14 protein-coding genes are annotated in these 15,132 nt (G+C 54.3%); 11 read left to right on the top strand and 3 right to left on the bottom strand.

Annotated elements, in window-relative coordinates:
- Positions 1–3: 3 nt before the first annotated feature.
- Positions 4–762 carry a hypothetical protein gene (locus M5M_RS12100; RefSeq protein WP_015047789.1) on the bottom strand — a complete coding sequence of 253 codons (759 nt, stop codon included), beginning with the start codon at positions 760–762 and terminating at the stop codon, positions 4–6.
- Positions 763–1,074: 312 nt separating this feature from the next.
- Entirely contained in the window at positions 1,075–2,382 is a 1,308-nt protein-coding gene (locus M5M_RS12095; protein ID WP_015047788.1) for an MATE family efflux transporter, read from the bottom strand.
- A 436-nt stretch (positions 2,383–2,818) separates the two neighbouring features.
- Between M5M_RS12095 and coxB the strand changes: the two genes are divergently transcribed.
- The 4 genes from coxB to M5M_RS12075 are packed head-to-tail and all read left to right on the top strand — an operon-like array spanning position 2,819 to position 7,047.
- Positions 2,819–3,952 carry a cytochrome c oxidase subunit II gene (gene coxB / locus M5M_RS12090; RefSeq protein ID WP_016389390.1) on the top strand — a complete coding sequence of 378 codons (1,134 nt, stop codon included), beginning with the start codon at positions 2,819–2,821 and terminating at the stop codon, positions 3,950–3,952.
- A 13-nt stretch (positions 3,953–3,965) separates the two neighbouring features.
- The gene (gene ctaD / locus M5M_RS12085) at positions 3,966–5,516 is read left to right on the top strand and encodes a cytochrome c oxidase subunit I (RefSeq protein WP_015047786.1); all 1,551 of its coding nucleotides are present in this window, start codon (positions 3,966–3,968) and stop codon (positions 5,514–5,516) included.
- A 6-nt stretch (positions 5,517–5,522) separates the two neighbouring features.
- Positions 5,523–6,107 (top strand): cytochrome c oxidase assembly protein, encoded by a 585-nt coding sequence (locus M5M_RS12080; RefSeq protein ID WP_015047785.1) that lies wholly within the window; start codon positions 5,523–5,525, stop codon positions 6,105–6,107.
- A 19-nt stretch (positions 6,108–6,126) separates the two neighbouring features.
- On the top strand, positions 6,127–7,047 hold the full coding sequence (locus tag M5M_RS12075) for a cytochrome c oxidase subunit 3 (RefSeq protein ID WP_015047784.1): 921 nt from the start codon (positions 6,127–6,129) through the stop codon (positions 7,045–7,047).
- An 18-nt stretch (positions 7,048–7,065) separates the two neighbouring features.
- Here M5M_RS12075 and M5M_RS12070 read toward each other — a convergent pair whose 3' ends face one another.
- On the bottom strand, positions 7,066–7,293 hold the full coding sequence (locus tag M5M_RS12070; protein ID WP_015047783.1) for a twin transmembrane helix small protein: 228 nt from the start codon (positions 7,291–7,293) through the stop codon (positions 7,066–7,068).
- A gap of 76 nt (positions 7,294–7,369) precedes the next feature.
- Between M5M_RS12070 and M5M_RS12065 the strand changes: the two genes are divergently transcribed.
- The 7 genes from M5M_RS12065 (at position 7,370) to M5M_RS19610 (ending at position 15,051) form a co-directional block, all read left to right on the top strand.
- The gene (locus M5M_RS12065; RefSeq protein ID WP_016389389.1) at positions 7,370–8,125 is read left to right on the top strand and encodes an SURF1 family protein; all 756 of its coding nucleotides are present in this window, start codon (positions 7,370–7,372) and stop codon (positions 8,123–8,125) included.
- On the top strand, positions 8,112–8,765 hold the full coding sequence (locus M5M_RS12060; protein WP_144062441.1) for a hypothetical protein: 654 nt from the start codon (positions 8,112–8,114) through the stop codon (positions 8,763–8,765). The genes M5M_RS12065 and M5M_RS12060 overlap by 14 nt, the downstream gene beginning before the upstream one ends.
- Positions 8,766–8,803: 38 nt before the next feature.
- Positions 8,804–9,712, top strand: a complete 909-nt coding sequence (gene cyoE / locus M5M_RS12055) for a heme o synthase (protein ID WP_015047779.1) — start codon at positions 8,804–8,806, stop codon at positions 9,710–9,712.
- A gap of 8 nt (positions 9,713–9,720) precedes the next feature.
- Entirely contained in the window at positions 9,721–10,371 is a 651-nt protein-coding gene (locus M5M_RS12050) for an SCO family protein (RefSeq protein WP_015047778.1), read from the top strand.
- A gap of 92 nt (positions 10,372–10,463) precedes the next feature.
- Positions 10,464–12,485, top strand: a complete 2,022-nt coding sequence (locus M5M_RS12045; protein ID WP_016389387.1) for a TonB-dependent receptor plug domain-containing protein — start codon at positions 10,464–10,466, stop codon at positions 12,483–12,485.
- A 5-nt stretch (positions 12,486–12,490) separates the two neighbouring features.
- The gene (locus M5M_RS12040) at positions 12,491–12,967 is read left to right on the top strand and encodes a YfiR family protein (RefSeq protein ID WP_144062440.1); all 477 of its coding nucleotides are present in this window, start codon (positions 12,491–12,493) and stop codon (positions 12,965–12,967) included.
- Entirely contained in the window at positions 12,967–15,051 is a 2,085-nt protein-coding gene (locus M5M_RS19610; protein ID WP_015047774.1) for a putative bifunctional diguanylate cyclase/phosphodiesterase, read from the top strand. The genes M5M_RS12040 and M5M_RS19610 overlap by 1 nt, the downstream gene beginning before the upstream one ends.
- The last annotated feature ends 81 nt before the right edge of the window (positions 15,052–15,132 follow it).

Genomic DNA, 15,132 nt, shown 5'->3' with positions numbered 1-15,132 from the left:
CGGTCAGTGCAGGTGTTTTGACATGCCTTGGGCGCGGGTAAAAAATAATTCCGCGCTCAGATCACCGGCCAGACACGGAAATTCCATCAGCTCGTTCTCCCAGCCATTTTGTTGATGCATACCGACAAACCGTTGGAACGCATCTGACACCAGGTATTTATCGAGCAGTGAACCGCGCATCATCAACATCTCTACGCTGTATTGCACGGCATGGTCGAGATCATTGGCAAAGGGTTCGCCAATCAGACTGTGCACGATCAAATTGGCTTTGGTCATATCCATAGGTGCCAGCGGAATGCCGAAGCGCGCCAGGATGTGATCGTTTACCTCTTCGATCATGCGGTGGGCCAGATAAGCCTCATCCAATAACGCGGCAACGCCTGAATGACCGTCCACCAGTTCAGGCGGGCTCAGGAAAAAGTCCTGTGCAATGCGCAGGAAGGGTGTGGTCACTGCCTGTATATTGTGTGCAGCACCTATCTTGTTTACGGCATCAATAAAATCGGGCACGTGGCGGATGTAACTCACCACGAACTTCAACAAAGAATCCGGGCTGGTATTGGGCTCGCCGTTGGGATCCATCAATGCCACAGCGCTGTGCAGCCGGTCGAAATTATCGCGCAGCACTTTCAGGTACAGACCTTCTGACAGCTCGTGTCGAAGCGCCTGATCGATCAGCTGCCGGATACGATCAATTTCTTCATCCCTCGGCGTTTGGCTGGCCAACGCGTCGAGGTTGGTTTTTTGTCTGTGGAATAACACCCTAACCCCTTGCCGACATCACAAAAAGCTTTTTGCCACTCGTTAACCCGCGCCGCATTGGGCACACAGCCTCACGAGCAATCCTGCATTTTTCTTTAATAATCCGGTTGTTTGCTAAGTGTTCTGCAGACAACCAGTCAATAGTAGACCGAAATCACAAAATTGATACCGGTTTGTGCGGGGTAAGTTGAAATGTTTCAACGCCCAAGTGCCTTACGTCAGGTTCAAAACCTGTGGTACCGGCACCGCAGCGGTTACAACCCTGTCATATGAATGTAGCAGATATCTTCTCAGACCTAAGATCAAGATCATCTAATTCTGGCGCAATTGATGCCTGAGCGCAGGTAGGGTGAGGGCGCCCAGAGAACAACCGCGTGCCACGTTAAAGAGCGTCAGCGCCAGCCACAAACCGTGATTGGCGTAATCCAGCGTCAGCCACCAGGTGGGCAAAAACACCAGGAAACAAGACACCAACATACTGTTGCGCATGGCTCGGCTGGCGCCCGTACCGATGGCAAACCCATCCAGCACATAAGCGGCCACAGACAACGGGGGCAGAATCAGCACCCAAACCACATAGTCATGGACCGCCGCCTGTACCGGCGCAATGCCGGTAAAAAGCGCAATGATGGTGTCTTTACCAAGCCACAGCAGTGCAGAAAAAACGCCAGCTACCCACAGGCTGTCGATACTCGCCCAATGCAGAATCTGGCGCTGTCGGTGTGGTTTGTTTTCACCATGGGCTTCGCCGGTGAGTGCCTCGGTGGCGTGCGCCAGGCCGTCAAGGCCATAAGACACCAGATGGACCCATTGAATCAGAATCGCGTTGGCTGCCAGCACGACGTCGCCCTGCTGGGCACCCTGACTGGTAAAGAAAAGAAAGCTTGCCAGCAGACAACAGGTACGCACCATCAGATCACGGTTAATTTGAAATAACTCCCCGTATCCGCTGCGATTTTCGCGAATAAACAGTGAAAATCCGGGGTTCTTCCTGATGAAAAACCAGGCGAATAAAAACAGGCCCAGATACTCGCTGATTGCACTGGCAAGGGCCGCGCCGTCGCTTTTCAGATCCAATACGAGAATAAACAGGATATCCAACAAGAGATTGAGCAATTGTGTGGTCAACGCGACCACTAGAGGCCGTCGACTGTCCTGCCGGGCGATAAACCAACCGAGCAGCACGTAATTGCACAGGGTTGCCGGTGCGGCTGCAAGCCTGATCAGGCTGTAGCTGCGCGCTGATTCGGCGACCTCGGCGCTGCTGCCCATCAGACCAATGGCGGGCCCAAGGCTCCAGGGCGCCACCAGCCAGAGTGCCAGCGCAATCATTGCCGCCAGGTGCAGGCTGAGGCGCGTGTAATGATCGGCAAGCCGGATTTCGCCAGCGCCATAGGCACGCGCCACCAGGCTGGTGGTGCCCATGCGCAAAAACCCAAAGCCCCAGAACACCAGTGCTAAAAGCGACCCGCCCAGTGCGGTGGCACCGATATAGCGGGCATCGGGCAGATGGCCCAGCAGGGCTGTATCGACAATGCCTAAAAGCGGTTGGGTCAGGTTGGTGAGAATCAGGGGCCAGGCAATGGTCCAGAGTCTCAGGCGATAGGAATTTTCAGTCACAGGCTATATGCCCAAACTGATTAAAAAGTAACCGTAACATAATAAATTTGTTGATTTTTTTCTCGGCTTATGGCTTCTTAGAGAGGCTATTCATGCGACGATTTGCCGCAGTTTGTTGGATGTACCCCTCGGTTGATGAAAAAGCACCTGGTATCCGCTGACTTTTGAGCGCAGATCGCACTAGCTTGTATCAGTGTGACGGCTTTGCTGTAACTGTGTCCGGGGCCACAAGCGCCGGCACGCAAACGATACACAGGCAATGGGCGAAAGCCGATTGTAATGTCTTTTTTATCCTCCGTTGAAACCGGCTGGGATTTGTGAGCGCTGTCTGCGTTCCGCCGGGTCCATCCTTGTGAAGTAGAAATAATAAGCATAACTGGGTGCCATCACTGCCGTTGGGTGCGTGTGGTGTACCTGCTACACGGAGACAATGGGCATGCTGAAACAAGCAAAGAGCAGTTTTGCTTGCTTGCTGGGCCTCACACTGTCAGCCCCTTTATGGGCGTCTGACGAGGTGCAGCGTTGGGGGGTCAACATGACCGAGGGAGTGACCGATGTCAGCCAGGAAATATACGGGCTGCACATGGACATCTTCTGGTGGTGCGTTGGCATAGGTGTGGTGGTGTTTGGTGTCATGTTCTACACCATGATCGCACACCGTAAATCCAATGGCGCCAAAGCCGCCAACTTCCACGAGAGCCTTTCGCTCGAACTGGCCTGGACCTTTATCCCCATCGTGATTCTGGTGGTAATGGCCTGGCCGGCCACCAAAGTCCTGATCAAAATCTATGACACCAGCGAACCCGATATCGATATTGTGGTGACCGGTTATCAGTGGAAGTGGAAGTACGAATACCTGAATCAGGATGTGAGTTTTTTCTCCAACCTGTCCACGCCCGCTGACGAAATCAACAATCTTGCGCCCAAGAATCCAAATTATTTGTTGGAAGTGGATAACGAACTGGTCATCCCGGTGGGCAAAAAAGTGCGTTTCCTCATTACTGCCAATGACGTGATTCACGCCTGGTGGGTACCGGATCTGGCGGTGAAAAAAGACGCCATTCCCGGTTTTATCAATGAATCCTGGACGCGCGTGAACGAGCCCGGTATTTACCGTGGTCAGTGCGCTGAACTGTGCGGTAAAGACCACGGCTTTATGCCCATTGTGGTGCGCGCGGTAGAACAGGCGGAATTTGAAACCTGGATGGATAAAAAACGTGAGGCGGCCGCGGCGATTGCCGAGGCGGCCAAACAAACGCTGACCTTTGACGAGTTATATGCGCAAGGCGAAGCGGTGTATGTGAAGCACTGTGCGGCGTGTCACCAGGCCGACGGTAAAGGCATTCCGCCAACCTTCCCGGCCATTGCCGGCAGCCCCATCGCCAACGGTGATGTGCGCGAGCATCTGAATCGCGTGATCAACGGTGGTCAGGGCATGCCTCCCTTTGGTGAGCAGTTAACGCCGGTGGAATCCGCCGCCGTTATCACCTTCCAGCGCAACGCCTTTGGCAACAACACCGGTTCTGAGGTGCAGCCAATCGACGTTGTGAACTACCAACAAGGCAATTAAGGGGAGCTCGCACATGGCACACGGTCCTGCAAAAGGTATTGGCCGCTGGCTCTATACCACCAACCACAAAGACATCGGTACTATGTACCTGTGGTTCAGTTTTGCGATGTTTTTACTCGGCGGTGTTTTCGCACTGGTGATTCGCGCCGAATTGTTTGAGCCCGGTTTACAAATCGTTGAACCGGAATTCTTTAACCAGATGACCACCATGCACGGTTTGGTGATGGTGTTCGGCGCGGTCATGCCGGCCTTTGTGGGGCTGGCCAACTGGATGGTGCCGATGATGATCGGCGCACCCGATATGGCGCTGCCGCGTATGAATAACTGGTCTTTCTGGATTCTGCCGTTCGCGTTTGCAATGTTGTCCTCCACATTGCTGATGGAAGGCGGTGCGCCCAACTTCGGTTGGACTTTCTATGCACCCTTGTCGACCGAATACGCACCCCCGAGCGTGACCTTCTTTATCTTTGCCGTGCACATCATGGGCGCGAGTTCAATCATGGGCGCGATTAACATCATCGCCACCATCCTGAACATGCGCGCACCGGGCATGACGCTGATGAAAATGCCGTTGTTCGTCTGGACCTGGTTGATCACCGCCTATCTGCTGATTGCGGTAATGCCGGTACTGGCGGGCGTGGTGACCATGATGTTGATGGATATCCACTTTGGCACCAGCTTCTTCAGCGCCGCCGGCGGTGGTGATCCGGTCCTGTTCCAGCACGTGTTCTGGTTCTTCGGTCATCCCGAGGTGTACATCATGATCCTGCCGGCCTTCGGTATCGTGAGCGCAATCATCCCGACCTTCGCGCGCAAGCCGTTGTTCGGCTATGCGTCCATGGTGTATGCCACAGCATCGATTGCATTCCTGAGTTTCATTGTGTGGGCACACCATATGTTTACAGTAGGTATGCCCATTGCCGGTGAACTCTTCTTCATGTATGCCACCATGCTGATTGCCGTGCCGACCGGTGTGAAGGTGTTTAACTGGGTGACCACCATGTTCAAAGGCTCCATGACCTTTGAAACACCCATGCTGTTCTCAGTGGCGTTCGTGATCCTGTTTACCATCGGGGGCTTCTCCGGCCTGATGCTGGCGATTGCCCCGGCGGACTTCCAGTATCACGACACTTACTTTGTGGTGGCACACTTCCACTATGTACTGGTACCGGGCGCGATTTTCTCGATCACCGCCGCGGTTTACTACTGGCTGCCCAAATGGACCGGCCATATGTACAACGAGCTGATGGGTAAAACCCACTTCTGGATGGCCTTCATCGGTTTGAATCTGACCTTCTTCCCGATGCACTTCGCGGGCCTCGCGGGCATGCCGCGCCGGATTCCGGACTACAACATGATGTTTGCAGACTGGAATATGATCTCTTCAGTCGGTGCCTTCCTGTTTGGTGCGGCCCAGATTATGTTCCTGTTCAATGTGATTGCGACCATCCGCAACGGCAAAAAAGCCACCGCGGAAGTGTGGGAAGGTTCCCATGGTCTGGAGTGGACGGTTCCCTCGCCCGCGCCATACCACACCTTCAGCACGCCGCCTGAAGTGAAGTAATCGGCCGTGGCAAACGAACAGCAGAAAAATATCGCCCTGCTCAGCGCCAAATTGGTGGCGCTGGGTGTGGGGATGTTTTTCTTTGCGATTTTCGTTATGCCGCCTCTGTACGATGCGTTTTGTGAAATCACTGGACTCAATGGCAAAACCGGCGAGCAATATCAGGCACGGGACATCGCCGTGGATACCAGTCGTGAAATCGTGGTCCAGTTTGTCGCCACCAATAACGACTCCATGCCGTGGCAATTCCGGCCCGGTGTGCAATCGATCCGTGTTCATCCGGGGCAGCCCGTGGATGTGATCTACCATGCCTTTAATCCGACCAACAAGGATATGGTGGCGCAGGCGATTCCCAGTGTGGTGCCCTTTAAAGCCGCACAGTACTTTCACAAAACCGAATGTTTTTGCTTTAACAATCAACCCTTAAAAGCCGGCGAAAAAGCGGAGCTGGGATTGCAGTTTATTGTCGATCTCGATGTGCCACCGCATGTGAATACCATCACTCTGTCCTACACGTTGTTCGATATCACCGACAGCGTGGCACCAGAGCAGGTGGCAGCACTTGACGCAGCCGGACAACTGAACAAATAAAATAACGCGGGGTAGCGATATGGCAACTGAAGGAACCTATTACGTTCCCGAGCAAAGTAAATTACCTATCTTTGCCAGTCTCGGTTTATTTCTGACGGTTTTCGGTGCCGCCCACTGGATCAACGGCAATGACAACGGCCCGATGATTTTCATGGCGGGTGGTTTCATTATGGCAGTGGTGTTGTGGAACTGGTTTGCCACGGTCATCGATGAAAACATGAATGGTCTGAATTCTGCACAGCTGAAACGATCCTATGTCTGGGGTATGGGCTGGTTTATTTTTTCTGAAGTCATGTTTTTTGCCGCCTTTTTCGGCGCGCTCTACTACATTCGCACCTTCGCGTTACCTTGGCTGGCGGGCGAAGGCGATCACGACAGCATGACCAATCAACTGCTGTGGAACGGGTTTGAAAACCAGTGGCCGTTAATGACCACCCCGGATGCCGCGGTAAACGGCGCTAATGCCACGGTGGTCGGCCCGGAGCAAAGTCTCAGTGGCAGCGTGGTGGAAAACGTGTGGACGTGGTTACCGCTGTGGAACACCATCGTGCTGTTGACGTCATCGGTGACCGTCCATTTCGCCCACACCGCCATTAAAAATGACAACCGCAAAGGCTTTAACCTTTGGTTGGGTATCACCGTGGCGCTGGGTCTTGGCTTCCTGGTACTGCAGGCGCTGGAATATGGGCATGCCTACAATGACCTGGGCCTGACGCTCGAGTCCGGCATCTACGGCACCACCTTCTTCATGCTCACAGGTTTCCACGGCGCGCACGTCACGCTGGGCACCATCATGCTGCTGGTTATGTGGCTGCGCAGCGTGCTGAAAGGGCATTTCAAATCCGATGACAATTTCGGGTTTGAAGCGGCCAGTTGGTACTGGCACTTTGTGGATGTGGTCTGGGTCGGCCTGTTTATTTTTGTCTATGTGTTTGGTTAACAGTAAAAGCGCGCTGCGTTAACGCAGCGCGCGATCCCATGGTGCAGTACTGGCCAGCTCGCCGGAATAGAAGCCCCAGGCAATTGCCGCCAACAGACAGGCGGCAAGACTGACCCGGATACCAAGTGCATATAACGTCCGACGCGAATCGGTTTGACCGATATCCTTTAATAAAAAAACCAGGCCGCTACTCAACGAGGCGAGTACAGCCAAAAACAGCAAAACAATGATCGCTTTAAGCCACATAGTCGTTTCCTGATGCATTCAGATGGCCGGGGTCACACCATAACCCCCGACACGACCCACTGGCAATGAGGTACAGATGCCAGCAGCAGACCCGGTTGCATTTCGTTTTACCCCCAATATCAGGTTACTGGTACTTGGACTGAGCTTTTTACCACTGCTCGTGAGTCTGGGTTTCTGGCAATTGTCCCGCGCGGGGGAGAAGCAACAGATGCTTTTCGAAGCCCGGCAGCTGTCTCTCAGTGCGCCATTGGATATTTCCCGCCATGCCGGTGAGCAACTGACAGCGTTGGCGCCCCATACGCCGGTTGTTCTGACCGGCACATTTCATCCCTCCCGGTTTTGGTTGTTGGACAATCAGGTTTATCACGGTCAGGTGGGTTATCGCCTGTTGCAGCCGGTGCAAACTGACAAGACCTGGTTGTTGATTGACCGGGGTTGGATAGCCGGATACCCCGACCGCCGCCTGCCGGTGATTGATCTTGCTGAAGATCGCCATTTGCTGACCGGCAAAATCCTCCAGCCCGGTTTGAATCTGATGACTCAGGCCGCGACGCTTACGCCGGACGATCCTCGCATTCTGGATATCAACCTCGCGGATTTGCGGGTGGCCAGTGGGCTGGACCTGCAGGCAGTGGTACAGCTGGATGCGGTGTCCGCTACCGCATTGGTGGTTGTGCAATCCGTGGTGAATGTACGCCCGGAAAAACATCGGGCCTATGCGGTGCAATGGTTTTGCATGGCTGCGGCGCTCTTGATATTGTTGGTGTGCACCAACACAACGCTCCTGCCATGGCTGGGCCTGCAGCAGAGCAATAATAATGATGAAGTGTAGGGATGAAGTAACCGTGTCCAATGATCACGTGAGCAGTCCGGCGCCGTCCGATCAGACGCTGCAACAAAAAAGTAACCGCAATGGCTACCTCATGCTGGCGGTCATTCTCGGTCCGATGATAGCGGCCTACCTGGTGTTCAAAACCGGGCTCGGCATGCCCACCGGCACCATCAACAAAGGCGAACTGCTGACACCTGCCAAGCTGTTGTTTGAATTGAATGCGACCGATGTTGATGGTAACGCAGTGAACTGGGATCAGTTCGAGGCCCATTGGCGTTTTCTGGTGCCGATCATGTCGCCCTGTGAAGCCGATTGCGAGCAAGCGTTGTACCTGACCCGTCAGGTGCACAAGCGCCTGAACGAAAAATACCCCAAAGTGGCGCGTTGGGTGTTGGTGGATCGCGCGCTATGGAATCCCGCTTTGGCACAAACCCTGGCCAATGAATATCAGGACAGCGAAACGCTGTTGGTCGATGCCGCCGAATGGCATCAATGGTTGGCCCAGACCAACAGCCGTGACGCGATTTATTACATGGTGGATAACCAGGGGTTTGCCATGATGTTTTATCAGCGGCAACATTCTGGCAATGATTTGCTGGCCGATATCAAACGCATGTTGAAATTAACGCGCGAACATTGAAATGAAAACAATAACAGGGCAACGCTCGGGAGACCGCAATGAGTAACGCAACTTCACTGGAGCAATCGCTGGGCTGGCGGGATTACTACGAACTGACCAAGCCACGCGTGGTCATGCTCATGATCCTGACCTCGGTCATCGGCATGATGCTGGCGGTGCCGGGCATGGTGCCCCTGGATATTCTCGTGCTCGGTAATCTGGGCATTGCCCTGTGTGCCGGCTCTGCGGCGACGGTCAATCATTTGGTGGACCGGCATATCGACCAGCGCATGGCGCGCACGTTTAATCGGCCGGTAGCAAAGGGGCGTTTGGCGCCGTTGCAGGCGTTGACCTTTGCCTTGTTGTTAGGTCTTGCTGGCATGATCATCCTGCTGGTTTTTGTCAATGCATTGACCGCCTGGCTGACCCTCGCGTCGCTGCTCGGCTATGCGGTGATTTACACCCTGTTTCTCAAGCGCGCCACACCACAGAACATTGTGATTGGCGGTCTGGCGGGAGCTGCGCCGCCCTTGTTGGGCTGGACGGCTGTCACTGGCAGCATGGATGCCAATGGCATTTTGCTGGCGTTGATTATCTTCGCCTGGACGCCGCCGCATTTCTGGGCGCTTGCGGTGCATCGCAAAGAAGAATATGCCAACGCGGATATTCCCATGCTGCCGGTAACGCACGGTGAGCGCTATACCAAAATCCACATTCTGCTTTACACCATCATCCTCTGTTTGGTGACGTTGTTACCCTACCTAACAGGCATGATGGGCTGGCTGTATTTGCTGGGCGCCATTTGTCTGGGCGCTGGTTTTATCTACTGGGCGGTACGCATGCTGACCAGTGAAGACCCTAAATTCGGTATGGATACCTTCAAGTATTCCATCGTCTATTTGATGGCGTTGTTTGTCATCATGTTGTTGGATCACTACTGGGTCACGCCGACCCATACATTGCTGTAGGACCTTTCATGACTGAGCAAAGTACCGCGCAGAAGCGCGGTATAAAAATCACTGTCACCTTACTGGTACTGTTTATCCTGCTGGTGTTGGCCGGCTTTCTGAATAAAATGCTGACGCCGCGGCAGATGAGCAACATAGAAATGCAGCTCAATGGCCTGATTGTGTTTGACCAGCCCCGTCGTTTTGCCGACATTGCGCTGATCGATCAGAGCAACCAGGTGTTTGATCGCGCCCGTTTGCAAGGGAAGTGGAGTCTGGTGTTTTTCGGGTTTACCCATTGCCCTGACATCTGTCCCACTACCCTGGCCGAGCTCAACGGCTGGTACGGGAGCCTGGATCCAGAGTGGCAGGCCAGAACTCAGGTGATTCTGGTGACCGTTGATCCCGCGCGGGATACGCCAGAGATCCTTAATCAATATGTGCCCTATTTCAATCCGGACTTCATCGGTGTCACCGGTGAATTCCTGCAGATCAAGCGCTTTGCCAATCAGTTGAATGTGGCATTCAACAAAGTGATGCAGGGCGATAGTTATACGATGGATCACTCGGCCCACATAGCACTGATCAACCCAATGGGTGATTACCACGGCTTTTTCAAGCCACCATTCGACCCGCAAAAAATGACCGCAACCTATAAATCGGTGGTTACGCACTTCTAATAAAAGTAAGCCCGAATAGAACGTTAAATTCTAAGAATCACCCCGAGCGTCGGCAGCGTCTATAACTATTACATTAGTGTGGAGGCTGCTGTATGCGTCGGATGATTGCTTGGTGTCTGGTTGGGGCAGGCGTTGTACCCTGTGCCGATGCGATGCCCGAAATGGGCGCAGACGATCTCATCGACATTCCGCTCGAAGAACTCATGCAAATGGATGCGGTGGTGACCAGCGCGTCCAAGCGCGAGGAAGTGCTTCAGGATACGCCTTCAGCCATTTTCGTGATCACCCGCGAAGACATCCGTCGCAGCGGCGTATCAAACATACCGGATGCCCTGCGTATGGTGCCGGGGGTTCAGGTCTCGCGCATTACCGCTACGGAATGGGCGGTATCCGCGCGCGGACTGGGCGGCCGTTTTTCGCGCTACCTTCTGGTCCTGATCGACGGTCGGTCGCAATACACTTCACTGTTCTCTGGCGTCAATTGGGACGAACTGAATGTCAGTCTGGAAAACATTGAACGCATAGAAGTGATCCGCGGCCCGGGAGGCACCCTGTGGGGGGCGAATGCGGTCAATGGCGTACTCAATATTATTACCCGTAAAGGGTCGGGTGAGCCGGGCTTGCAGTTGAGAGCCCAATTGGGCGAGGGCGAGGAAAAGGGTTCTGCCTTCGTGGGTGGTCAGGGCCGTCTGGGAGATGACGTTGACTATCGCCTCAGTGGGCATATCCAGACCCTGCAAGGGCTGGACTCAAGCCGCGCCCAGATCGACGATCAGGATTGGCAAAATCTGCGCCTTGATGCCACGGTGTCTATGCCTCTTGGACGTAGCGAACTGGATATCCGCGCCGGCGCCGTGGGTGTTGAATCAGAGGTGCCCTGGTCTGTTCAGACGCTCTCGCCGCCCGGCGCAATCGCTGTCGTGAGCGACGATTCCAAACGCGGCTACTACCTGGCGGTGTATGGCAAATTGCCTACCGACGCGGGCCAATGGGATTGGCGCCTGAGCACCGATGACATGGTACGCCGTTCTTCTTTGTACCGCTGGGATACCAACAATATCGATGCGGAATTACGCTGGTCCGGAGGATGGGGTAACAGTCACCAGCTTACCGCCGGCATTTATGCACGCTATACCAGCTCCTATTTTGCCAGTACCGATGACGGCCTGGATGTACGCCTGAATCCTGCGGAACAGAATGGTTCTACCACTAGCATTTTTTTCCAGGACAGTTGGCAGCTCAATCCGGATTTTCTGATGAGCCTTGGCCTGCGCTATGACAGTAACTCGCTGACCGACAGTTCATTGCAACCCTCGCTGCGCACACTCTGGCAAGTTCGCGATAACCAGCGTTTGTGGGCTGCGGTGTCCCGCGCTGTAAGCACGCCTAATCGGGTGCTCAACAGCGAGAGCGAACTGGATATCCTGACCCTGCCGCCGTCCCCACCCACGAATCTGCCAAGCAGGATTTCTTTGGTGAGCGATGGCAATCAGGTGGCAGATGTGGAACTGACGGCATGGGAGCTGGGCTATCGATGGTCGGCGTCGGACGCGTTTGATCTGGATATCACCGTTTATCGCCATGATTACGACAATATCCTGGGCGCCGGTGAAGTGGGTGATCCTGAACTCAGGCTCAAAGACGGGACGCCTTATTTGCATCTGCCAGTGGTGACCACGGGAACCATCGAGCAGCGCAGTGACGGCATTGAGTGGAGCCTGCAATACCGGCCCGCATCGAGCGTGTTTTTTCAGTACAGCGGGTCTTACATCCACATGGATATTCCCGTGAGCGACAGCATTATCGGTGACGATCTGGCTTATGCTGCCGGAGTGCCAACGTGGCAGCATTCGGTGCGCGGTCTGTGGAATCCCGCAGACAAATGGCAGCTGGACGCATGGCTACGATACGTTGACGGGTCCAACCGGTTTGATGCCTACACGGTGCTGGACGCCCGGGTTGAATACCGGCTGAACCGCAGAACTTCACTGTCTGTCATTGCCAGAAATCTGGGCCAGCCAGTGACTATTGAGGCGACCCGGGAAATCTTCAACACCGGCGATTACGGCGTAGCACCCGCGGTTTCCGTCAAATTGGAGTGGCAGCTCAAGTGAGGTTGTTGCTGCTCCTGTCCGCGATGTTGGCGTTGATGCCGAACGCCGACGCAATTGCGCAAAATCGCACGGCATCACTCAAGGCGGCCTACATCTACTACTTCACCAAGTTCGTGTATTGGCCGGAAGAATCCGAAGCCCGCACGGTGTGTATCAGTGGTGAAGACCCGGAGCTTTCCGTTGAATTGAACAAGGTCAAGCTCAAAGCCGGCGATGCCTTGTCGGTGCGTTGGCTACCCACCGGCGAGACGGCCAACCACTGCGATCTGCTGTTTTGGGTGCAGGGCAATTGGAATCACCCGCCTGCGATGTCTGGCACCTTATTGGTGGTCGATGAAGGGCTGGATTCATCGGATGCCGCAGTAAGTCTGGTGATGAGTGGTACCAAACTCAGTTTCGATATTAATCGCGGCAACGCCAAGACCAATAATATTGAAATCAGCGCAAAACTCCTTGGATTGGCCCGGGAGGTGAATCCGTGATGAAGGGCTTCAGATTCAGGAAAATCAGAACGCGTCTGCTGACGATTGTTATGGCTGGCGCTTTGTTGGGTATGGGTTCATTAACGCTGATTTATTTATCTACCTCTATCGCCTTGCTGGAAACCAAGCGCAATCATCAGGTGGAAACCCAATTAGCCATTCTGGCCACCAACATAAGCGCTGCGGTGATCTTTGAGGATGAGCAAAGTGCGCATGAATTATTGAGCAGTTTGCAGGTTGATGGCGATTTTCTCGCCATCTCCGTCACCAAAACTGACGCAGACTTTCAGGCAGTGGAGTTGTTCCAGGCGGCACGGAAATATACCTGGGAAAACATCCCGGAAGCCTTCAGTGGTGAATCTTTTTCAATTCCGGTGATTCTGGACGGCGAAGCCATTGGTGAACTGACGGCCTACGTGAGTGACGCAAGCCTGGTGGCGCAGGTGACCAGCACCGTCGAGCAGGCGGTGCTGGTGTTCATGGTGATCAGTGCAGTGATTTATCTGTTGAGCCTGCGTTTACAGAAAGCCATTACCGGTCCGGTACAGGCCCTGAACCAGGTGTCGCGGAAAGTCACGGAGGAAGGCGACTACTCCTTGCGCGCGCCGGTGATGAGCCACGATGAAGTGGGTGAGCTGGCCGCTGACTTTAACCGGATGCTGGATCAGATTGAACAACGCGATCTGATGCTGGAAAAAACCGTCCAGCAACGCACGGCAGAGCTTGAGAAGCTGGCCGACGAGTTCCGTCATCGGGCCTTTCACGATGCGCTGACCGGCCTGCCGAATCGCGCGCTGCTAGCAGAAAGAATCGGCTCGGTGGTGGCTCACGCAAAGCGCGTTAACCTGCCTTTTGGTTTGTTTCTCATCGATCTGGATAACTTCAAGAATATTAACGATACCCTGGGTCACGACGTGGGTGACGAGCTATTGAAAACCATTGCTGAACGGCTGTTGGCCACCATGCGAGATGAAGACATTATTTGCCGGCTTGGCGGTGATGAATTCCTGATTGTGGCGGAGGAGCTGAAACACACCACCTCGGCCGACCGGATAGCCTACAAGCTATTGCGTGCATTGAGCGAACCCATCGTGGTGAACAACAAGCGACTGGACGTGACGATGAGTATTGGTGGCGCGCTCTATCCGGAACATGGTACGGATCTGACAAGCCTCAAGCGGGCCGCGGACATTGCCATGTATGCCGCCAAAGAAGCCGGCAAAAACCAGTACAAGTTATTCCATGGCGAGATGGAAAAAACCACGCAGCATCGCCTGATGGTTCAAAATGATTTGCGCGATGCGGTTAAGGCCGGCGATATCCGGCTTTATTATCAACCGCAGATTGATGCAGTCTCCGGCACGGTATACGGCTGTGAAGTGCTGGTGCGGTGGCGCCATAAAAAACACGGCTTGTTGGCGCCGGATGTGTTTATTCCCTATGCGGAAGAATCCGGTCTGATCCAGCTGGTGGATTACTACGTGCTGGATCAGGCCTGCCAGCAGGCCAGAATGTGGATCGACCAGGGCAAGCCCCTGGTGGTTTCCATTAACTTATCCGGGTTGCACTTCCGGGACAAAAACATCCTCGAAAAATTGCGCACTGCGCTGGAGACACACCAGTTGCCACCGGAGTACCTGGGCATTGAGCTGACCGAGGCGGTGCTCATTGCCGATGCCGAAGTGGCGATGGCGGTGGTGAGCGACATCAAGGCCATGGGGCTGAAAATCTCGCTCGACGACTTTGGTGTGGGCTATTCCTCTCTTAACTATCTGCGCACTTTGCCCTTTGATGTGGTGAAACTGGATAAGAGTTTTATTCACGGCATACTGACCAATCCGCAGGACCAGCGCCTGACTGAAGGCATTATGAAGCTGGCGCAGGGGCTTAATCTCAGGGTGGTGGCTGAAGGCGTTGAGAGCCAGGAACAGATGGACTACCTGGTTGGTATTCATTGCCGGTTGATGCAGGGCTATTTTTTCTTGCCGCCGCGTACCTGTGAGGACTTTGAGTATTGGCGTGCGCACTGGCAGCCGGCCGCGGTGACACGCGACAAAATCATGCCCTTTCCGGGTCGGCGTTAAAGCGAAACTGACATGCGATAGCGGTCACTGGGGTTTTGATGGATTTTTGCGTAGGCTTAGGGTCTTCTGCCATGTAGGGAC

Origin of the sequence: Simiduia agarivorans SA1 = DSM 21679, assembly GCF_000305785.2 — a bacterium.
In the GTDB taxonomy this organism is placed as follows: domain Bacteria; phylum Pseudomonadota; class Gammaproteobacteria; order Pseudomonadales; family Cellvibrionaceae; genus Simiduia; species Simiduia agarivorans.
This window is presented reverse-complemented; position numbering and strand designations above follow the sequence as displayed.